The sequence below is a fragment of the Chitinophaga sp. CF118 genome (assembly GCF_900112615.1).
Lineage (GTDB): Bacteria > Bacteroidota > Bacteroidia > Chitinophagales > Chitinophagaceae > Chitinophaga.
Window position 1 is genome coordinate 433,842 of the sequence record NZ_FOMK01000002.1, and the last position, 20,868, is coordinate 454,709.

The 20,868-nt window shown below is 43.4% G+C and carries 14 protein-coding genes; 3 read left to right on the forward strand and 11 right to left on the reverse strand.

Annotated elements, in window-relative coordinates; translation table 11 throughout:
- Positions 1–132 precede the first annotated feature (132 nt).
- Complete coding sequence (locus BM176_RS10075) at positions 133–705, reverse strand: DUF4142 domain-containing protein (RefSeq protein ID WP_090103347.1); 573 nt, start codon at positions 703–705, stop codon at positions 133–135.
- A 296-nt stretch (positions 706–1,001) separates the two neighbouring features.
- Here BM176_RS10075 and BM176_RS10080 point away from each other — a divergent pair, with 296 nt between their 5' ends.
- A complete protein-coding gene (locus BM176_RS10080; RefSeq protein WP_090102418.1) occupies positions 1,002–1,574 on the forward strand; it encodes a TetR/AcrR family transcriptional regulator in 573 nt (190 codons plus the stop codon).
- Positions 1,575–1,632: 58 nt separating this feature from the next.
- A complete protein-coding gene (locus BM176_RS10085; RefSeq protein WP_090102419.1) occupies positions 1,633–2,649 on the forward strand; it encodes an alkene reductase in 1,017 nt (338 codons plus the stop codon).
- A gap of 78 nt (positions 2,650–2,727) precedes the next feature.
- Here the strand turns inward: BM176_RS10085 and BM176_RS10090 are convergent, their stop codons facing one another.
- The 8 genes from BM176_RS10090 to BM176_RS10125 all read right to left on the reverse strand — a co-directional run bounded on the left by BM176_RS10090 (position 2,728) and on the right by BM176_RS10125 (position 17,087).
- Positions 2,728–3,360 (reverse strand): sterol desaturase family protein, encoded by a 633-nt coding sequence (locus BM176_RS10090; RefSeq protein WP_090102421.1) that lies wholly within the window; start codon positions 3,358–3,360, stop codon positions 2,728–2,730.
- A 201-nt stretch (positions 3,361–3,561) separates the two neighbouring features.
- Positions 3,562–4,962 (reverse strand): glucuronate isomerase, encoded by a 1,401-nt coding sequence (uxaC, locus tag BM176_RS10095; RefSeq protein WP_090102423.1) that lies wholly within the window; start codon positions 4,960–4,962, stop codon positions 3,562–3,564.
- 31 nt (positions 4,963–4,993) lie between these two features.
- On the reverse strand, positions 4,994–6,649 hold the full coding sequence (locus BM176_RS10100; protein ID WP_090102425.1) for a UxaA family hydrolase: 1,656 nt from the start codon (positions 6,647–6,649) through the stop codon (positions 4,994–4,996).
- A gap of 10 nt (positions 6,650–6,659) precedes the next feature.
- Positions 6,660–8,144, reverse strand: coding sequence for a tagaturonate reductase (locus tag BM176_RS10105; protein WP_090102427.1), 1,485 nt, complete (start codon positions 8,142–8,144; stop codon positions 6,660–6,662).
- Positions 8,145–8,375: 231 nt separating this feature from the next.
- Positions 8,376–10,274, reverse strand: coding sequence for a DUF4350 domain-containing protein (locus tag BM176_RS10110; RefSeq protein WP_090103349.1), 1,899 nt, complete (start codon positions 10,272–10,274; stop codon positions 8,376–8,378).
- A gap of 11 nt (positions 10,275–10,285) precedes the next feature.
- Positions 10,286–12,466: a glycosyl hydrolase family 28 protein gene (locus tag BM176_RS10115; protein ID WP_090102429.1), complete on the reverse strand. Its 2,181-nt coding sequence runs from the start codon at positions 12,464–12,466 to the stop codon at positions 10,286–10,288.
- A gap of 10 nt (positions 12,467–12,476) precedes the next feature.
- Entirely contained in the window at positions 12,477–14,114 is a 1,638-nt protein-coding gene (locus BM176_RS10120) for a RagB/SusD family nutrient uptake outer membrane protein (RefSeq protein WP_090102431.1), read from the reverse strand.
- An 18-nt stretch (positions 14,115–14,132) separates the two neighbouring features.
- Positions 14,133–17,087 carry a SusC/RagA family TonB-linked outer membrane protein gene (locus tag BM176_RS10125; protein ID WP_090102433.1) on the reverse strand — a complete coding sequence of 985 codons (2,955 nt, stop codon included), beginning with the start codon at positions 17,085–17,087 and terminating at the stop codon, positions 14,133–14,135.
- A gap of 274 nt (positions 17,088–17,361) precedes the next feature.
- Here BM176_RS10125 and BM176_RS10130 point away from each other — a divergent pair, with 274 nt between their 5' ends.
- Positions 17,362–18,387, forward strand: coding sequence for a hypothetical protein (locus BM176_RS10130; protein ID WP_090102435.1), 1,026 nt, complete (start codon positions 17,362–17,364; stop codon positions 18,385–18,387).
- Positions 18,388–18,439: 52 nt separating this feature from the next.
- Here BM176_RS10130 and BM176_RS10135 read toward each other — a convergent pair whose 3' ends face one another.
- Positions 18,440–20,056 (reverse strand): glycoside hydrolase family 43 protein, encoded by a 1,617-nt coding sequence (locus BM176_RS10135; protein WP_090102437.1) that lies wholly within the window; start codon positions 20,054–20,056, stop codon positions 18,440–18,442.
- A gap of 120 nt (positions 20,057–20,176) precedes the next feature.
- Positions 20,177–20,860: a hypothetical protein gene (locus BM176_RS10140; RefSeq protein WP_090102439.1), complete on the reverse strand. Its 684-nt coding sequence runs from the start codon at positions 20,858–20,860 to the stop codon at positions 20,177–20,179.
- Positions 20,861–20,868: the final 8 nt, after the last annotated feature.

Sequence of the window (20,868 nt, forward strand, 5' to 3'; positions counted from 1 at the left end):
AGGAAATACACTTTAGGCATGAACGCTCTAAAAAAGAGTTGCTAGCCCCCGGGAGAGACATTCCCGAACTCAACATTTCCAATACTCCCAAAGACTAACAACTACTTATTTCAAATCAGTGATAGCTGATTATTATTTCTTTACGGCTTCATGAATCGCCTTCGCGGAATCCCGGTGTGCTCTCAGTACAGGCAATGTGTTGGAAGCAAATGTTCTCAGGTCCGGATCACTCAGTTTATCTGCTGCTTTTTCAAACATATCAATATCATCTTTATGATCACTCTCCATCATATCCATATATGATTTATCAAACTCTTTTCCTGTCTTTTTACGCATGTCTTCGATATGCTTCGCAAAATCAGTACCTACACTGTCTGGTAGCGCAATGCCTTTATTTGCCGCAATGCCTTTTAAGTCATAGTCCACTTTGGAATGATCTCTTTCCATCATTGCTCCAAAATTTTTCACACGCTGGCTCACTGCCTTTTCCTGGGCCAGTTTACCTAGTGCGACTTCCAGCATACTACCGTCTGCTGCTTTTACTGCGAAGTCGGAAGATTCTTTGTCAACAGGAGCCATTTCTTTATTCATGGCCTTTGCACTGTCTACACTGTCTTTATGTTTACTATCCGTATTACCACCACCACATGATTGTAACATCCATGTTGCCATCAGTGCTGTGGCTAAGAAAGAAACCTTTTTCATATATACTTTTTTTGGTTTAACAATTAGAACAGCAGCACCTGTTATATTGTAATAATATAACAGATAGGTACTACTGAATGTTGTACCGTTTGCAAATAAGGGACCACCATAGCCAACCGGCAATCCTGAACAGACATATCCTATGTCATGGCGGCTTTAACATCCACCTCTACAGTAATGATTATCAATGCGCTGCGTATTCTTGTGGATCACTTTCCCCAGGCTACCCCACAATTACAGAACGCTCATTCTAAAATATTTTTGGAACATCCATTCTGAAATAATACATTTGCACCATGGCAAGGAACAAAGCATTCGATCCGCAGGAAAAGCTGGAAAAAGCACAGGACCTCTTCTTAGAGAAGGGCTACAATGCTACGTCTATGCAAGACCTCGTAGATGGAATGCAACTCAACCGGGCCAGCATATACGATACTTACGGTGACAAGTATGCCCTTTTCCAGCAATGCCTTGAAAACTATGCAAAAAACAAGCTGATCGATTTCAAACAATGCTGCCAAAAAGGTTCCCCACTCGCTGCTGTAGAACACATTATGCGGAAAACGCTGGAAAACCGCAGGGAAGGAATGACCTGCCTGATGGTAAAAACTTCCTTCGAACTGGCTTCCGTGGATGAAGGCATCCATCAGATGATTCAGCAACAGGCAAAACAGAGTATCTCTATCCTGCAGGAATTACTGGAAAAAGCACAGCAACTGGAAGAAATACCGGCAGATAAAGAACCTGCCACCCTCGCCCAGTTCCTTTACGCCAGCTTTAGTTCTTTATGGATGATGGATGTGCTTTTTAACGATAAACGTATGCTGGATAAACTGGTAGAGCATATCTTAAAAAGTATCCGCCAATAGTCTTTTTTTTTGCACCATTTTCAGAACGATCGTTCTGTAATAAACACTACCAATTATTATGTATCCAACTTTATTATCGTCAGCAACTATAGGCAAATATGCCCTTTCAAATAAGGTAGTGATGTCTCCTACAATGACCAAACGCCGCACTCCCGGAGGTATTCCTAATGATGCTATGGTTGAATATTACAGCCAGCGGGCAGGCGCAGGATTGATCATTGCGGAAGGTTCGGGCCCTTCTGAAAATGGAATGGGACATGCTCACATGCCGGGTATTTACAGCAAAGAACAGATAGCAGGATGGAAACGTGTAACCAATGCCGTACATGCAAAAGATGGCAGGATCTTCTTACAACTCATGCATACCGGACGGATATCACACCCGGCTAACATGCCTGCGAAAACAGAAGTACTGGCCCCTTCTGCAATTATGGCAAAAGGAGAAATATGGACAGATACTCATGGATGGCAGCCCCATCCTACTCCCCGGGCTATGACCACCAAAGAAGTGGAGCAAATGGTGAAACAATACGTAAAAGCGGCTACACAAGCCATTGCTGCCGGTTTCGATGGGGTAGAATTACACGCGGCAAATGGGTATCTCATGGACCAGTTCCTGCACCCATCGGTAAATAAACGAACTGATAAATATGGTGGCAGTATCTCTAACAGGGTACGCTTTATACTGGAAGTAGTGGCTGCTGTAAGTGATGCGATTGGCAGAGATAAAACAGGTATCCGTTTATCACCTTATAGCCAGGTCAATGATCTGCAATACCACAGCGAAATAGATGCAACATATGAATACTTAGCTGATGCATTGGATATCTATTCACTGTCTTATATCCATCTTGTGGATGGTCTTGGTGGTGAACCTGAAATACCTGCAATGTTACTGGCCGGTATCAGAGCCCGCTTTCGTGGCATGCTGATATTGAATGGCAATTTTGATGCTGTGCGTGCAGAACATACCGTGCAAAGTGGGCTTGCCGACCTGGTGGCCTTTGACAATCCTTGTACTACGGCTCCCGGAGTAATGAAAGAAGAGGGGAAAATGGAATCTTGCTTCAATTAAAACGTAGGCTCATTACAAAGCCGATCATTATAAACAACAAAAGGGTGCCAAAAGTAATTGAGGCACCCTTTAATGATTTTATTCTTTACCCAGATCATTGCTGAAATCCGAATGCAACACCTTATCCCACAGTGAAGAACTTACCCCAAAGCCTTTTGTTGCATCCTGGTAGTGATGTAGCATATGATGCTGTTTTATCTTTTTCATAATACCACTCTTAAAATTATAATGATGCATTGCATAATGAAGCATATCATAAATTAAGTACCCGATCAGAAAACCAGGAAAGAAAGCATATAAACCAGCTTTCCAGCTAATAAGCCTGGCAAACAGGAAATAAAAACCAACAGCAAGGGGTATACTGACTGAAGGTGGCATCACCAGCCTCTTTTTGTCTCTGGGATAGTCGTGATGTACACCATGAAAAATAAAATGTAACCTTAAAGCCCATTTCGGTTTGGGTATGTAATGGAAAATGAACCTGTGCAGCACGTATTCGGTGGCCGTCCATAAAATCAGTCCAAAAGCCAGGTAACCCATAAAACCTGGCACGCTAATGCCTTCCGAAAAAGATTGATAAATGAAATAGCATATTACAGGCACATAAATATAAAGAGGCACTGTAAAATGAACCTTCGAAACCCCTTCTAATAACCCATTTTTAAACATCCGAACCGACTCGGACGAATTAGAAACATAATTTTTAGCCATGTCTACTTATTTTTATTCATTCTTTCCAAGCTGGTGTTTTCTTATCCCGCAAACTTCAGTTAAGTACACTAAAGTTAACTAATCATTTGCGCAAATTATATACCAACTCATCTATTCTGTATAAGTTCTGTAGAAAGGACCTCCCATATTAGGTATATAACAACAGAAGCTGTTAAAAAACTAACAGCTTCTGTTATATAACTACCAGTTAAAGTATTGTTTTGCATTATTATAACAAATATCCTGAACCACTTTTCCTACCCATTCAATATCATTGGGCAACTCTCCCTGTTCTATCTCCTGTCCGAATAATTCACATACAATACGACGGAAATATTCATGACGGGGAAAGGAAATGAAACTACGGGAATCCGTCAACATCCCTACGAAACGGCTCAATAATCCCATATTGGATAACGCATTCAGCTGTTTTACCATGCCATCTTTCTGATCCAGGAACCACCAGGCAGAGCCAAACTGTACTTTACCGGCAATAGACCCATCATTGAAATTACCAATCATGGTTGCAAGTAATTCATTATCACCGGGATTAAGATTATAGAGGATGGTTTTAGCCAGTTTATCCTGACTGTCCAGCCGGTCCAGGAACTTTGCCAATGCACGTGCCTGGGAAAAATCTCCAATGGAATCCCAGCCAGTATCGGGGCCCAATAAACGCATCATGCGGGAATTATTGTTACGTAATGCACCAAGATGGTATTGCTGTACCCATCCTTTTTCCCAATCCCATTCCGCCAATTGTAATAATAACGCAGATTTGAACTGACGCGTTTCAGCCAACGACAAAGTATTACCCCCTCTTATTTTCAGGAAAATGGCAGCTATTTCAGCATCGGTAAAATCATCGGCATAAATCTCCTCAATCCCATGATCGGAAACAGTGCATCCCATAGATGCAAAAAATTCATGCCTGTTCTTCAACGCATCCAGTAAATGCTGATAAGTGCTGATAGAAAGGTTTGCTGCCTGTTCCAGCTTTTGTATATACTGATTGTATTTAACAGGATCTTCTACATTCATGGATTGATCTGGACGAAAGGCCGGCAGGATAGGTATTTCAAAACCTTCTTTTTTTAACTGCTGATGATATTCAAGTGTATCTGCGGGATCATCCGTAGTACATACCACCGCTACATTCATTTTTTTCAGCAGATTACGGGTGCTGTAGGCGGGCGACTGCAGCTGCTCATTACAGGTATTAAATATTTTTTCTGCGGATGATGGGTTAAGGATTTCATTCACATTGAAATATCGCTGTAGTTCCAGATGAGTCCAGTGATAAAGTGGATTACGCAAAGTATAGGGAACAGTAGCCGCCCATTTTTCAAACTTCTCCCAATCACTTTTACTACCTGTACAATAACTTTCATGTACTCCGTTCGTTCGCATGGCCCGCCATTTATAGTGGTCACCATATAACCATGCCTGTGTAATATTCTCGAATCTGGTATCAGCGGCAATTTGTGCAGGGGGAAGATGACAATGATAATCTATGATCGGCATCTCCTTCGCGTATGTATGATATAAACGTTGAGCCGTTGCTGTGTTCAGGAGGAAATTTTCATCCAGGAACTTCTTCATTATTAGTATCAGTTTGCTGTTAGTAGTAAGTTTATAAAGACACACCTCTTTTCCATGGAATGAAATCATCCTGGCCATTGAGGACTGATTTAGCTGGTACAATACCGCTGGCTACCTGTATCACGTAATCGAGGATACGTTCACCTGCCTGCTGTATGGATTCTTCTCCATCAATGATAGTACCTGTGTTAATATCAATAATGTCTGGCATTTTGTTATACAACTTTGTGCTGCTGGATACTTTCAATACCGGCGCTACGGGATTTCCTGTAGGGGTACCCAGTCCTGTTGTGAACAACACAATGCTGGCGCCCGATCCTACCTCAGCGGTAGTCGATTCCACATCATTGCCCGGTGTACATAACAGATTGAGTCCGGGCTGTGTTACTTTCTGCGGATAATCCAGTACAGCTACTACCGGTGAAGTGCCTCCTTTTTTAGCAGCCCCGGCAGATTTTATAGCATCCGTGATCAGCCCATCCTTGATATTGCCCGGAGAAGGATTCATATCAAAACCGGAACCAGCTTCTTCGGCCCTGCGCTGATAAGTACGCATCAGATCTATAAAACGAAGCGCATCCGTATCTTTTACACAACGGTCACTTAACTCCTGCTCTACACCACATAATTCGGGGAACTCTGACAGTATCACACTGCCCCCCAATGCTACCAGCAGATCAGAGGTATACCCAATAGCCGGGTTAGCGGAAATGCCGGAGAAACCATCTGAGCCTCCACATTCCAGCCCTATACATAATTTACTCAGCGGTGCTGGCTGCCGCGTAATTTTATTGGCCTCCATCAAACCGGTAAAGGTCTGTTTTACAGCAGTAGAGATCAGTTCCTGTTCAGTACCTATCTGCTGCTGATCGAGTATAAACAACGGCTTGCTGAAGTTGGGAGAACGCTTCTGAATTTCTTCCTGTAACATGGCTGCCTGTGCATTCTGGCATCCCAGACTTAACACCGTTGCTCCTGCTACATTTGCATGAGTGATATACCCTGCCAGTAACCCGCATAGTGTTTGTGCATCCTGACGAATACCACCACAGCCTCCTTCATGTGTCAGGAATTTAACACCATCTACATTTTCAAAAAGGCGGGTATGCAACAGTCCGTTTTCTTTCTCAGTATACACTGTTTCTAAAATGCTGCCTGCATCTGCACCATTCCTGTATTGTTCTGCCAGTTGCCGCGCAAAGGCAGCATATTTTTTAGGACGGCCATATCCCAGCTCTTCTACCAGCGCTTCCCGCAGTACTTCAATATTCCTGTTCTCACAGAATACCAGCGGGATCACCAGCCAGTAATTACCGGTACCCACACTTCCATCCGCGCGGTGATAACCCTGGAAAGTACGTTCCATCCACTGGCTTACATCCGGTTGATGCCAGTTGGTTTTACGCTGTTCCGCCAGCTTGAAATCACTGGCTGCATGTTTCACATTGCCGACTGTAATTCTCACACCTGCAGACAATGGTTCTTTTGCACGACCTACCAGTACGCCATACATCGTAATAGCGTCGCCAGTATTTAATGCCGTTTCAGTGAATTTATGCTTGGCAGGAATATCTTCCTGTAATGTATAAATCTCACCATTCTCTTCCACCTTGTCTCCTTTTTTGAGATCTGTTAATGCAACTACTACATTATCCTGTGGATGGACTTTCAAAACCTTTCTTTTCATCCCATCAATTTTAATATGTTAATTCTCCTGATACACGCTTAATCAGATCCTCCGCTCCCTCATTAATCAATGCTCCTACCATAATGCCAACAGCATGCGCAAACCCTTTTAAGCCGGTGAGATCAATACCCCACAGAGTTACGTCGGACAGTACTTCCAGTAATGATGGAGAATCCAACTGAGACTGCCACTTCCTGATAGATGCGGCATTAGCTGCATCGTCTGTCAGTTTCGCCTGTGCGGTCGCTATGTATTGCATGTACGCGGCAAAGCCCAGTGCGGTAAGTGCGGGTACTTCCTGCGAACGCTGATAATGTTTCTGCAGAAAAGGGACCACTCTCATTCTCATTTTTGAGGTGTACTGCACTGTAATACTCTCCCAGCGATGCTCTATGTAAGGATTCCGGAACCGGTCCAGTACATTACCGGCAAAGCGAAGTGCCGCATCCTCACGAATATGCATATCCGTTATGGCCGGTATTATTTCAGACTTCATAAGAGTACTGATAAATGCTTCCATAGCAGCATTATCCATTGCAGATTTTACCGTATCAATGCCAGCCAGTATTGCCAGTCCGCACGAAAGGGTATGTGTGCCATTCAGTAGCCTGAGTTTCAATTCACGGAATACATTGATATCCGGTGCAATCACCACTCCGCTATCGGCCTTTGCAAAAGAAAGTATCTCATTTACTTTCGGATCATCTGCTTCAATAGCCCAGAGACTATACACTTCAGACATGATCATCAGTTCATCTTTATAACCCAGTTCCTTTTCCACCGCTGCATGTGCTGCTGCGGGCAAAGCTCCGGGTACAATACGGTCTACCAGTGAGCTGCAGAAGTGATTCGCCTTCTCCAGCCAGTTGATAAAATCCTTTCCCAGGTGATTCCTGCTGGCAAGTTCCAGCACAATAGCTTTCAACTTCTTTCCATTATCAGGGATTAATTCTGTAGGAATAATCACCATTCCTTTGCTGATATCTCCCTTGAAATACCCGTACCTGCGAAGCAGAAAAGCCAGCAATTTGCATGGGAAGCTGGCAGGTGGTGTTGCTTTCACATCATCGTCGGTCAAAGTAATACCTACTTCGGTTGTATTGGAAATAATGATCTCCATAGCCGGATTCTCTGCACATGCCAGGATAGCCTCCCATTGCGTAGCTGCGGATATTACCCGGCTGATAGCTGCGTTCACAATATATTCTTCCACCTTTTGTCCCTGCGCTATTCCCTGTACACATTGTGTATACAGATTCTGCTGTGTTACAAAAGCATCCGTTCCTCCTTTATCAGTAGATTTTACGATTACTACACGGCCGTTAAAGATTCCTGCCTTATTAGCTTTATCTATAAAGTAGTCCGGTAACCCGCGTAACAATACACCAGTGCCAAATTGTAATACCTTCTCCGGCAATTCCAGATGGGCAATGGCTGGCAATTGCAGATTGTTCCTTTCGTTAATAATGCTTAGCGCATTTTTACTCAATTGCATATCCCGATTTTTAAATAAACAGGGGCTCCTAAAACGGAGTCAAATCTGTTTTGTTTACATTTTACCACAAGCATGGGACTTCTAACGAAATCAAATGATGAAGTATAAACATGTTTTGTCATGAACAAAAAACTCCTGACTAAGTCCGGGTTGTTATACTACAAGCATGTGACTCCTAACGAAGTCAAATGATGAAGTATAAATATGTTTTGCCATAAACAAGAAACGTAGTTAATGTTTCGCCTGTTTGATCAGCCATGAAGCCAGATCAGTGGCTGCCTGGTAGTTTTCAAAATCCGGCGTTAAACGGCGTCCATCCAGGTATTCATTATAGAACCAGGGATCGCCCACCGCAAACACAGTTCCCTTCCCTACTTTAGCTACTGCCATGATCACATCACCCTTATGGGTAAACAGTGCCGTTGCCGGTGCTTTCACATTAATGGTTGAGATCTCTTTAATGTAGATTTTCTTCGTATTGGGAAATACTGCATTACCTGCCGGAAGATATACTGCTCCCTGCTCAAATTGGGTAGCTATTACGTGGTTTTTACTATCTTCATTGAAGTGTATACCAAACCGCTCTGTAAGCGTGTTAAAACGCTTTATTTCAGCATTTCCTGAGTCATTCTGCATAATCACCAGCACCCCTCCTTTTTTTACCCAGTTATAGATCTCTTCTGCATGAGCTGCATCCATATAATTAGGCTGGGCTGTTTCCTTCTCTGTATCAGGATCTACCATGAGGTAGATATTTGTATGTGCAAGACTTGCAGCTGTAGGCGCCTGTGATAACAGATTAGTCTTTACTCCTTTGTTTTGAAAGATATGCCCCCACAGAGAATACCCACCGTTGTCATCTTCGTTCCACACATAATGCCAGGAAGACTGACGTCCACCGGCATCTTTTCTCCATTCATTATTAAAGTAATTATCTATGCTGATGGTTAGTCCTTTGCCTGTCTTCGGTATCGCTGCTATGTCCATTTCATTGGCGGCCATCATATAAGCCCCTACTCCTTTCGGATCGTTCTGTACAACCTTTTCACTCAGGTAATAGGCATAGCTGCCATCACGATATGGATCACCACCTAGTCCTGCCACGCTCACGGTACCTTCCAGGTTCACGCCACCTTCAGGTGCAGTTTTCACAAACTGCGTTGTAATCCCTTTATAGCCTTTCTGTGCAACGGGCAGATAAGTTGCCGGGAGATACCCCAGTCTCACCCCTTTTGCAAGTGCGTATACAAACATGCAGGAAGCTGAGGCTTCCAGGTAGTTCCCTTTCTCCTTTGCTTTATCCAGCACCTGGTACCAACAGCCCGAAGCTGGATCCTGGTATTGCTTAACAGCCACTGCCATGCGGTTCAGGATCTGCAATAAACTATCTCTGCCGGGATGATTTTCCGGATAGTATTCCAGCGCATCTACCAGCGCCATTCCATACCATCCCATTGCACGACCCCAGAAATTAGGAGAACGACCGGTGGTTTTATCCGCCCAGCGTTGCTGTTTTGATTCATCCCATCCATGATACAGCAGGCCGGTCTTACTATCGCGGGAATGTTGTTCCATCAGTACAAACTGGCGGGTAATATCATTGAAGGCCGCATCTTCATGAAAAAGCGCTGCATATTCTGCATAGAACGGCTCTGCCATATACAGGCCATCCAGCCACATCTGGTAAGGATATCTCTTTTTATGCCAGAAACCTCCATCATTAGTGCGAGGATGTGCACGCAACTGATCACGTAAGCGGGTTGCTGCCAGGTGATACTTTTCATCGTTTGTTACTTTGTATAACAATAGCAATGAACGCCCGTTCTTGACATTATCGATATTAAAATCTTCCTGTTTGTAAGTTGCTATGTTTCCTGCTTTATCTACATAATGATCCATCCCCTTCTGGATGTAACGGAAATATTTCCCATCACCTGTATTTTTCCATAAACCGGCAAATCCTTCCAGTACCACGCCCTGGTCGTAAGTCCAGTGGGCAGGCCTCCCGGCCAACTGTAAAGAATCCTTCCATAAACGCATCATTGTCACAGCCATCTGTGCAGATTGCGCAAAAGTAGTTCCCGTAACAAATAATAGGAAAAACAATGTCGTCGTCCTTTTTCTCTGCATATTCATATTTTTTATTGTTTCACGCCTTTGCTATCCTGCACATTAATCTTACCATTATCAGAAGTTACTAATTTAATACGGCTTAAATTGATATTATTTGCAGCAATAACATCTCCCGCCTTATCTGATTTTATTACAATATCTTCTATGAAAATATCGCTGATAGGCATTTCCGGCAATCCTCTGATGAATAGTGCTTTTGCAGCTCCATTACACACCACGTTACTGATATGAAAATCACGGAATCGCGGTGTTGCATCCGTTACCGGCAGCAATTGTACCTTTGGTGTTTCGCGTTTATCACCAACCAGTACTACCGGATCTTTTGCCATATAGTACATATCAAACAGGATAGCCTCTGCTGGTATATCCTCCATATTGATATTATTCACGTAAATCTTTTCTACAATACCACCTCTTCCACGGGTAGTTTTAAAACGCAGCCCTATATCTGTTCCCAGGAAAGAGCAATTGGATACATAGATATTCCGCGCTCCGCCAGACATTTCGCTACCTATTACAAACCCACCATGTGCATGGTATACTGTACAATTATCCACGATCACATCTTCTGTAGGTACACCACGTTTACGGCCTTCTTCATCGCGGCCGGATTTGATGCAGATACCATCATCACCTACATCAAAAGTACAACCTTCAATGCGGGCATACCGGCATGACTCCAGATCAAGACCATCGCCATTCTGTGCATACCAGGGGTTTTTAGCGTATACGTTCCTCAATGTAATATGCTCACACAACAGCGGGTGAATACACCATGCAGGTGAGTTCTGAAAAGTTACGCCTTCCAGCAATACATTTTTGCAGGAGGAGATACTTATCATGTTCGGACGAAGGAAGTCCTTTATATCATCGTAATCTGCTGCTGATTTCCCGGCTGCCAATACACCGGCCAGCTTTGTATTTGAACCTTTTAATGATTTGGCAGAAGGGTACCATGTTTTATGATCTTCTCCTTCAATACCACCTGACGCAAGCAACCTACTCCATTGCGTTTCCGTCAGTTTATCTTTTTTCACAGCACGCCACGCATCACCACCACCATCTAAAATCCCTTTTCCGGTAATGGCTATGTTTTCTGCATTAACAGCAGAAAGGGGCGCCTGGCAACGCATTGCTTTCAGTCCTTCGTAAGTAGTTTCTACCAATGGGTACTGATTGAAGTCTTTAGTGAACTGTAAGATAGCATTCGGTGCCAGGTACAGATTCACATTACTTTTCAATACAACAGGGCCTGTAAGCCATAAGCCGGAAGGAATCATTACCACTCCTCCCCCATTGCTGCTACAGGCATCGATAGCCGCATTGATGCTTTTGCTGTTCAGTGTAATACCATCTGCTTTTGCACCGTAGGCACTGATACTGATAGTATCTCTTTTGAAATGCGGCTCGTAGATCTCAGGAAGATCGAAACGGTACTTCCCTTCAAACGGCAGTGTTTTCAGATATTTTTCCAGGCCAATATGTTTACTCCTGATCTCGGCAGCTACCAGTCCGGCGACCATTGTAGCGCCATAGGTATTGAAATGTGTATTATCAACAACACCGTTGGGTAATGTTTTATAATGACCAGCAGGTGTAGTCTTGAACAGTTTCTCTGAACCATGTTCGCCATGCTGTACAATCAGTGTTTCGCTGCTCTTATGTAAATCTATCAGGGATACTTTATATTCATTAGCCACTTCTTTTACAACACCCGGATAGTCTCCATGCTGATCCACAAAGGCACCTGTGCTATCGAACTTTCGGCGCATTACCGGTGTTATCAGCACTGGCGTAGCACCTTTTGCACGGGCCTCTTTTACAAAACGGATCAGGTTATCTTTATAGGCACCATGTGGTGCCGCAAAACGTGTAGTGTCTTCCTTTTTGGAATCATTATGTCCAAACTGGATCAGTACCCAGTCGCCCTGTTTTAATTGCGCCAGTACACTATCCCAGCGATGTTCGTCAATAAAACTTTTGGTACTGCGTCCATTCACAGCGTAATTTTTCACAATCACACCCGGTTGAAAGAACTGTGGGAATAGCTGTCCCCAGCCTCTTTCGGGGTTATCTGCCAGGGGTTTATCTGCCATTGTGGAATCTCCTATCATAAAGATCCTGGGCAATGGTTCTGATTGTATCCAGCTAATCAACGGAAATAATAATGCCAGTAAGTAATACCTCATAATCGGACTGTTATTGATAACTTGGGTTCTGCGTGAATACGGTTTTATTGGTAACGGCATCTATCTGATCCTGTGGAATTGGCCTTAATGAATGATAAGACTGGAAATTCTTTGCAGCATCCGGATTATCAGCACTAATACGGCTTTGCAGTTTTCCTGTACGTTTCAGATCAAACCAGCGGAGTTGTTCTCCTGCCAGTTCCCGGGCTCTTTCATCCAGGATAAAGTCCAGTGAAATGTTTGCATCAGTAATAACCATTTCTGCCTCATGACCCGGAATAGCCGCCCGCTTACGGATTGCATTGATATACTCAGCAGCTTTAGGCGAGTTGCCCAGATTAAACTGTGCTTCTGCAGCTATCAGGTACATTTCTGCTAATCTTATTATAAATGCATCCCGGGCACTTTCTTCCTCACCCACGGCAGCACGGGTAGGATCATCAAACTTCTGCAGGGAAACATAGTGTGTACGATCTTTCCCTCCTCCATCCGGATTGTAGCAGATGTTACGGTCATACACCCTGTATTTTTTGCCGGCGGTATCCGCATTGGACACAATATACTTAGTACAAACGACAGCAGTATCCCCTAGTTTCATACCCGCTGGTGCTGTTTTTATGTAATTACAGTACCAAACCTGTTTAAAGGAAGCGGCATACCGACTATCGGCCTTTTCATTAAACAGGTTCAGCATGAATAATGTTGGCATATAGCGGTTAAAAGGACGACCATTTGCCACATCACGCTGCATACCTGGTAAGTCATCATACTTCATACCAAACATCAGGTGGCCATTATGAGCACCACGGGGGTGACCAGCAGGATATAAGGAAGCATCTGTTCTGTCGTCGAACACGAGATTCTTCATATAGTTAACGGCCCATACCACTTCTTTGTTTTGAAGGTTACTCATACTCCACAGGTCTGCATATTTTGCCTGGAGTGCAAAGCCATAATTATTGATCACAGAATCGGCCAGTACGGCAGCCCTTGCATTTAGTCCGCGGGTCAGGCACATCCTTGCAAGAAAAGCTTGTGCCACGGGTTTTGTAGTTCTTCCATAATCGGCAGTAGTTACCGGCAGGTTATTCACTGCCACTTCCAGGTCGCGGAAAATCTGGGCATAAAAAGTATCTACCGGTGTACGGTTGGCGGTAGTTTCCACACCGGAGGTTTCTGTAACAGTGAAATGTACACCACCCCACATTTCTACGATATGCCAGTAATAAAAGGCACGCAGGAAATGCAGTTCTGCATCGCGCATTACTCTTTTATCATCAGTAAAACCAGCTTTATCTATTCTGCCAATGCCGGTATTACACAGGTTTACTGCTGCATATAATTGTTTCCACAGGCTACTCATTACTGCATTGCTTGCCTGCAGATTATAATAGGTTGTCAGGTCTATATATTTATCACCGGTACCATTTGTCCACAGGTCGGTTCCCATTTCTGAGATACTGTATCCTTCTTCTTTTCCATACCACCAGCGGTTGTAGGAGTAAGCGGCATTCACCAGTGTTTCAAAACCATCGGGAGTACTGAATACCTGATCGGTAGTTAAGCCTCCGGGATTGTATTCGTCCAGTTGTTTGTTACAAGATGCGAGTAAGGCAATACTTAGTAACAGAATAATATAATGTTTCATTTGTTGTCTGTTGATTGTTTAGAATTCTACATTCAAACCTGCCACATACATTTTAGTAAGCGGACTGCTAAGATCACCACCTCTTTCAGGATCATAATCTTTCACCTTACTGAAAGTAAACAGGTTCTTGCCTGTAACATATACCCTCAGATTACTCAGGTGACTGCGTTTCAGTATTGATGAAGGCAATGTATATCCCAATGAAATATTCCTGATCTTAACGAATGAACCATCTTTATAACCTAATGTTTTGATAAAGGGAGTACCATCTTTGGATACGCTGGCATTGGGTCTTGGATAATCGTTTGTTTCCCTTTCCGGAGTCCAGTAATTTACAGGAGCACTGTTTTCCAGGCCCTGCGGATCATATTTGGCAGCATACTCAGAGTTGATCCATTGTCCGATTCTTGCAAACACATAAATATTCAGATCAAAATTGTGATACCTGAAATCATTGTTCAAACCACCACTCCATGTAGGCACCTGTGTTCCCAATATAACGCGGTCCTGTGAATTCAGTACACCATCAGCAGTACCCTGGTCTTTCACTTTTATATCTCCTGGTTTATAGCCATATTTCGTTGCCAGGTCGGCCTCTTTTGTCTGCCATATTCCTACTTTCTGATAATCGTAGAATACTTTCACCGGGGAACCAATGAACCATCCATTTGCCACATCGTTGGTATTTGCATCTGCCAGTGCAACGATCTCTTCTTTGTTTTTAGAGAAAACGATGTTGGAGGTCCAGGTAAAACCATGGCTGTTGACATTGGTGGTATTCAGTCCAATTTCTATCCCGCGGTTCCGTGTTTTACCAATGTTCTGGATCACTGTTCCCACACCGGAAGAAGTAGGCAGGGTTCTTTGCAGTAACAGATCTTTTGTATGTGTATCGTAGTAGTCGGCAGTCACACCAATACGCTGGTTCAGGATGCTGAAATCAATACCTACATCTGTAGTTGCAGACAATTCCCATTTCAGGTTTTTATTACCTATCTGTGTACCGATGCCATAAGCCAATGCTGAATTTATATCATCGTAAGAGAAAGGTATTTTACTGAGGTAACTTGCGGTGGAATAAGGTGATATCGCATCATTACCGGCTATACCATAGCTGGCGCGGAGTTTCAGATCACTGAAGAAATGTTGCTTATGCATAAACTCCTCATCACCTATCCGCCATGCTCCTGCTACTGATGGGAAGAAAGCCCATTTATTTCCTGGGGCCAGTTTTGAAGAACCATCAGAACGACCGGTGAGTGATAACAGGTATTTTCCTTTATAGTTATAATTCAAACGACCAGTAAAGGAGATTAATTTACTTTCCAGGTAGCTGGTGCGGACAGCAATACCACTCACGTTATTAGCCAGTGCGTAATAAAGCTGGGAAGGAAGTAATTGTCCTTCTCCCTGCAGAAAACTCGAATCGCGTTTATCGGATAGCAAGCTGGCAACGGCTGTTGCTCCAAAGGAGTGATTACCGATGCTTTTCTGGTAACTCAGTACGTTCTCCCAACTGATATAGCGTTTGCTACCAGTATTATACTGGGATCTGGAAGTAGAGGCCGTAGAGCGTCCTATTGAATTTTTGGAAGCGAAGATCCCTGTCCGGGAGTTATCCAGTGTTACACCAAAATTAGAGCGGAAAGACAATCCTTTTAAAGGAGTCAGCTCTATATAAGCATTTAAAAAGGTGCGGGTAACGTGGGTATTATTCTGATAAGCGTTCGGCTGTTCATCTGCCAGCGGGTTGATCATCGATCCACTGTTCGGGAACATGATCAGTTTTCCGGCAGAATCATAGGGAAGGTTCAGTGGCACGATCTTATTTGCCTGATTCAGCGGATCAGGACGGGTATTCTGATCGTAGTATGTAATCTGGCTTTGCATTCCCACTTTCAGTACACTGTTTACTACCTGATCTATATTCAGGCGGCCGGAATAGCGTTTCAGCTGATCCAGTTTGAACAATCCTTTTTCGTCGAAATAATCCAGTGAAAGGTACACTTTTGTTTTTTCGGAACCTCCGGCAACGCCTACCTGGTAATCCTGTTGTAATCCGTCATGGATCAGCAGGTCAGCGTAGTTGGTCCACAGGTTATTCTTAATAGCGGCTACCTCGGAAGCGTTAAAGATCAAAGGATCATCTGCTTCAGTTTTCCAGCGGCCGGTAGTACGGTTAGCTTCTCTTTTCAGTGCCACATATTGCGGACCGGTATCCATAGCAGGATAGCCTGCCACCTGGGAAATACCCACATAGCTATTTACGCTTACTCTGGGCTTCCCTGCAACGCCTTTCTTCGTTGTAATGATAATTACACCATTCGCACCCCTTGACCCGTAAATAGCCGTAGAAGAAGCATCTTTCAATACCTCCATCGACTGGATATCATTAGGGCTGATGTCCTGAATATTTTCGTATTGCACTCCATCAACAATATACAGTGGTCCGTTGTCTGCACGGATAGAGCGGTTTCCTCTTACAGTAACATTGATTTTGGCACCAGCAGCACCACTGCTTTTTGTGATATCCACACCGGGCAATTTCCCTTGTACGGATTCCATCACATTCGTAGAAGGCACTTTCTTCAGTTCTTCACCTTTCACTGACACCACAGCACCAGTGAGGTCGCGTTTTTTCACTTCACCATAACCAATCACAACCACCTCATCCAGTTGTTTGTTATCCTTTTCCATTTTCACTACCAGGTTGTCGTTGATACTTTGTATAACGGCCTGATATCCCAGGTAAGTAAATACGAGTTCTCCTTTATCGGAAGGTACAGAGAGTGAGAAATTCCCGGAAGCATCTGTGCGGGTACCGGTGGTTGTACCTTTTAACTGAACATTTACCATCACCAGAGGGTCGCCGGTGGAGGCGTCAGTTACTTTTCCTTTTACTACATGGCTTTGAGCCAATGCCCAACCGGCACTGCCTATCAATAGCCAATAAATCATCAGCAATTTTTTCATAACGTAACGTGTTATATGTTGTATTTCTATGGGATAAGAGGAGTGGAATGTTTGCCGTTGTTTGCGTATATCTTTAAACGTTATTGTTATAGTACAGACAAAGCTTGTATCAGTAAATCAAACCATGATCCCCCGAAAACAATTCTACAGCTATATTCATTAATAGCGAAAGGATTAGAGGGATTTATTTACGCAAACGTTCCCGGAAAGTGCGGATTATAATAAAATATGCGATCTCTTCTTTATATATTTGAGGTTAAAACCTCCTATATTGATGAAGAAGTTCGTATTCCCTTTCATTGTTCTGTGTTTTTTTAAGATCCATCCAACAAATGCACAAGATCAGACGCTGTTTCCCAATCCTATAGCAATCGGTCCTGGCGTAACGTCAGTTGATCCAACATTTCCTTTACTTGTTAGTGGTCTTTCAAGATTTAGTGCAGTGAGCCACTTCGGAGACTGGTATGATTCATTCCCATATGGGAAAGGTATACAGATAACCCGTGTTGCCAACCAGCCGGATAATGCATTTCATCTTTCTTTCATCCGGGCCGGTTCCTGTATTGTAGGCATGGGATATTTGAAGAACAGCAACACATTTGCTCTTCAGAGCACTGCCAATAATGCCGGTGCCAATGGTTTTTTCATGTTGCAGGGAGGTTTTAACGGAATCAATACCGCCACACCCGAACAGGCGTTGGATGTAAATGGAAATATTTCCGTAAGAAGTAATTATGTATACCTACCGAACGGCGCTCTTTTTTCAAATGAAGATAACATGGCTTTGTTTACAGATGGTGGTTACGTATTTTCCAACAGAAATAATTCACAGACAAGAGCCATTATTACATCTACCGGTGGTCTCTTTTTATATAATCCCACCAGCAATACTGTTAAGGTAAGTGTTAATGCTGTCGGCGATTCTTATTTCAATGGAGGAAGCGTCGCGATTGGAACCACCACTCCCGGGGAGTATAAACTGGCTGTAAAAGGAACGATTGGTGCTATGAAACTGAAGGTTACCCAAACCTGGGCTGATTTCGTGTTCGATTCTGCTTATCACCTACCGTCTCTGGAAGAAGTAGCCTCACATGTAAAAACCTACAAACATTTACCCGGTATTCCTTCTGAGAAAGAAATTACAGAGAACGGATTAGATGTAGGAGAAATGCAACAGAAACAGATGCAGAAGATAGAGGAACTGACCCTATATATGATAGAACTTAAAAAGCAACTGACATTACAACAGGAGCTTATAGCAGAACAGCGCAAAGAACTGGATGCATTAAAGAAGAAATAAAACAATAATGCCTTCTATATTCATCGATATAGAAGGCATTATACCACTACATTTATTCCACCCGGAACCAGTCGTAATCTGCGAAGCCGGAATCATTGATCTTTGTGGGGCGGGTACAGAAGATACCTACTTTTGCACCAACCCAGCGTCCGGGTTGTGCAATGAAGGGTTCACCTGCGGGAATAAAGTCAACACCATTGACGCTGTAGCTAAAATGGCAAACTGCCCCTTCTTTTACTTTCACACGGAACCAGCAGGTACTATCGGGGAGTGTAGCCAGAATGTTCTGCACTTCAGCTGTACCTTTATCCGCCTCTTTGCAAACAGCAGATACTACTTGTAAGGCAGTGCCTTTTTTAATAATTGATATAGATGCATAACTGGCGCCCATAATGATCAACCCAGTTCGTTCTTCTTCCAGTTTAGGGTTTGGGTTAAAGCTGCATTTTGTAGTAACGGTAAATGTATCTGCAGGGAACTTTTGCAGCAAGAGGTTTGGTACATCCCAATAATTATGGAAATCCTCTGGCAATTGTGCTGAGAACAGGCGTAACGCCCCCCTATTGGGGAAACTCATCATCCAGGTAGATTTCGGATTTGCCTGCCATTGCCATTGTACTCCTAAAGTATTCGCATTAAACTCATCCGATTCTGAAGGAGTAATAACAGGGCTGCCAGCAACTGGTTTTTTATATGTAAGCACTGGTTCTCCCTTCCCATCTCCATCTTTATCAACACCAATCACCGGCCAGTTATTAATCCATTGCATAGGCTGAAGATGGACTACCCGTCCGTAGGCCCCTTTATCCTGAAAATGCAGGAACCAATGTGCTCCCGAAGGTGTTTCCACCCATGCCCCCTGATGAGGGCCGTTTATAGGTGTATTGCCCTGATCCATGACTATTTTCTCTTCATAAGGACCATAAATATTCTTTGAGCGCAATACAAGCTGCCATCCGGTGCTTACTCCTCCCGCAGGAGCAAAAATGTAATAGTAACCGTTCCGTTTGTACAACTTAGGCCCCTCAAGGGTAGGTTGAGATGGATGTCCGTCAAATATCAGCACTCCTTCATCAGTCACCTGAGTACCAGCCGCATTCATTCGGTTAAGTGTGAGGATGCTTTTGATACCTGCCCTGCTGCCAGCCCAGGCATGCACAAGGTATACCTTGCCATCATCATCCCATAAAGGGCAAGGATCGATCAATCCTTTGCCAGCCTTCACCATCACCGGATCAGACCATGGGCCTGCTGCATTCTTTGCTTTAATCATATAGATCCCGAAATCCGGATCGGGAAAATAGATATAAAATGAGTCCTTATGATAGCGGATAGCAGGTGCCCAGCAACCATTACCATGTTGAGGTTTATCAAAATGTTCCAAAGGAAATTGCCGCTGTATCGCATGACCGATAATCTGCCAGTTTACCAGGTCTTTTGATTGAAGAACAGGTAGTCCCGGAGCCTCGTTAAAGCTGGAGGAAATCAGGTAGTAATCATTTCCCGCATGACAAACATCAGGATCCGAATAATCAGCGTTTAGTACAGGATTTTTATAATATCCGTTGCCAAGGTCAGATACCCAGGCTTTACTCTTTTGCTGGGCCTTCTGTGGCAGGGAAATCAGCAACAAAACAAAGAGGCTGTAAATATATTTAGCGATATACATTATTAGTGGAATTCAATGTTTTCTATACGTGTTATTCTGACACCAATATAGTATAAATAAAATAAAAGCCTATCCCATACTTATGTATGACATAGGCTTTTTTACAATATCGTTTAGTGTTTAATTAATTAACCCAAGGTGCGTCCAGGTATCGACTGCGGTCCAGAAGTCTATGCTTCTTCCGGGAGCTTTATTATGCCACCATAATATACTTTCGCCATCTGGTTTCTGAACATCAAGAGAAACATAGTCGCCCATACCATTTCCATATACGGTGAGCATATCATTCAGGGAAAAATCGAGTGTACCCAGTTCTTCTACTATATTCCACTGATCATCTCCAAGAAAACTCCATCTTTCTACCGGCGATAATCCCATAGATTCAGAAGCGAAATAAAACCAACCATTGTGGAGTTGCTCATAAAAAGCAGATAATCCTTCCGGCAGGTTATCCCAATATTTGCTGATACGGTCGGGAATATTCTTTGAGAGTGGATTTCGGCCTTCGTAATAGCGGATATGGTCACCGCTTTTAATACCATACATCAACGAATAACCACTGCCATGATAAGTAAGGTCTACACTGATAAGGTTCTCTTTCAGGCATACCAGAACGTTTTCCAGTTCCTGATGAAAGGGTTGCCATAGTTTCAGCATCATATCGGCTCTCTCCTCTTCCCGGGCTGATAATACCTGTAACCAGGAAGCAGGCAATACTGCAGCAGGATCAGGCAGGTCGTTAATAGAAAGAATCTGTAAGTCTTCGGAGTACTTTTTCAGATAATCTATCGCTCTTTTATCCATAGTATAAG

What these genes read in the sequence shown, in the direction of transcription:
- BM176_RS10075 (WP_090103347.1), bottom strand. Translation starts at nt 705, where the DNA reads ATGAAAAAGGTTTCTTTCTTAGCCACAGCACTGATGGCAACATGGATG.
- BM176_RS10080 (WP_090102418.1), top strand. Translation starts at nt 1,002, where the DNA reads ATGGCAAGGAACAAAGCATTCGATCCGCAGGAAAAGCTGGAAAAAGCA.
- BM176_RS10085 (WP_090102419.1), top strand. Translation starts at nt 1,633, where the DNA reads ATGTATCCAACTTTATTATCGTCAGCAACTATAGGCAAATATGCCCTT.
- BM176_RS10090 (WP_090102421.1), bottom strand. Translation starts at nt 3,360, where the DNA reads ATGGCTAAAAATTATGTTTCTAATTCGTCCGAGTCGGTTCGGATGTTT.
- uxaC (WP_090102423.1), bottom strand. Translation starts at nt 4,962, where the DNA reads ATGAAGAAGTTCCTGGATGAAAATTTCCTCCTGAACACAGCAACGGCT.
- BM176_RS10100 (WP_090102425.1), bottom strand. Translation starts at nt 6,649, where the DNA reads ATGAAAAGAAAGGTTTTGAAAGTCCATCCACAGGATAATGTAGTAGTT.
- BM176_RS10105 (WP_090102427.1), bottom strand. Translation starts at nt 8,144, where the DNA reads ATGCAATTGAGTAAAAATGCGCTAAGCATTATTAACGAAAGGAACAAT.
- BM176_RS10110 (WP_090103349.1), bottom strand. Translation starts at nt 10,274, where the DNA reads ATGCAGAGAAAAAGGACGACGACATTGTTTTTCCTATTATTTGTTACG.
- BM176_RS10115 (WP_090102429.1), bottom strand. Translation starts at nt 12,466, where the DNA reads ATGAGGTATTACTTACTGGCATTATTATTTCCGTTGATTAGCTGGATA.
- BM176_RS10120 (WP_090102431.1), bottom strand. Translation starts at nt 14,114, where the DNA reads ATGAAACATTATATTATTCTGTTACTAAGTATTGCCTTACTCGCATCT.
- BM176_RS10125 (WP_090102433.1), bottom strand. Translation starts at nt 17,087, where the DNA reads ATGAAAAAATTGCTGATGATTTATTGGCTATTGATAGGCAGTGCCGGT.
- BM176_RS10130 (WP_090102435.1), top strand. Translation starts at nt 17,362, where the DNA reads ATGAAGAAGTTCGTATTCCCTTTCATTGTTCTGTGTTTTTTTAAGATC.
- BM176_RS10135 (WP_090102437.1), bottom strand. Translation starts at nt 20,056, where the DNA reads ATGTATATCGCTAAATATATTTACAGCCTCTTTGTTTTGTTGCTGATT.
- BM176_RS10140 (WP_090102439.1), bottom strand. Translation starts at nt 20,860, where the DNA reads ATGGATAAAAGAGCGATAGATTATCTGAAAAAGTACTCCGAAGACTTA.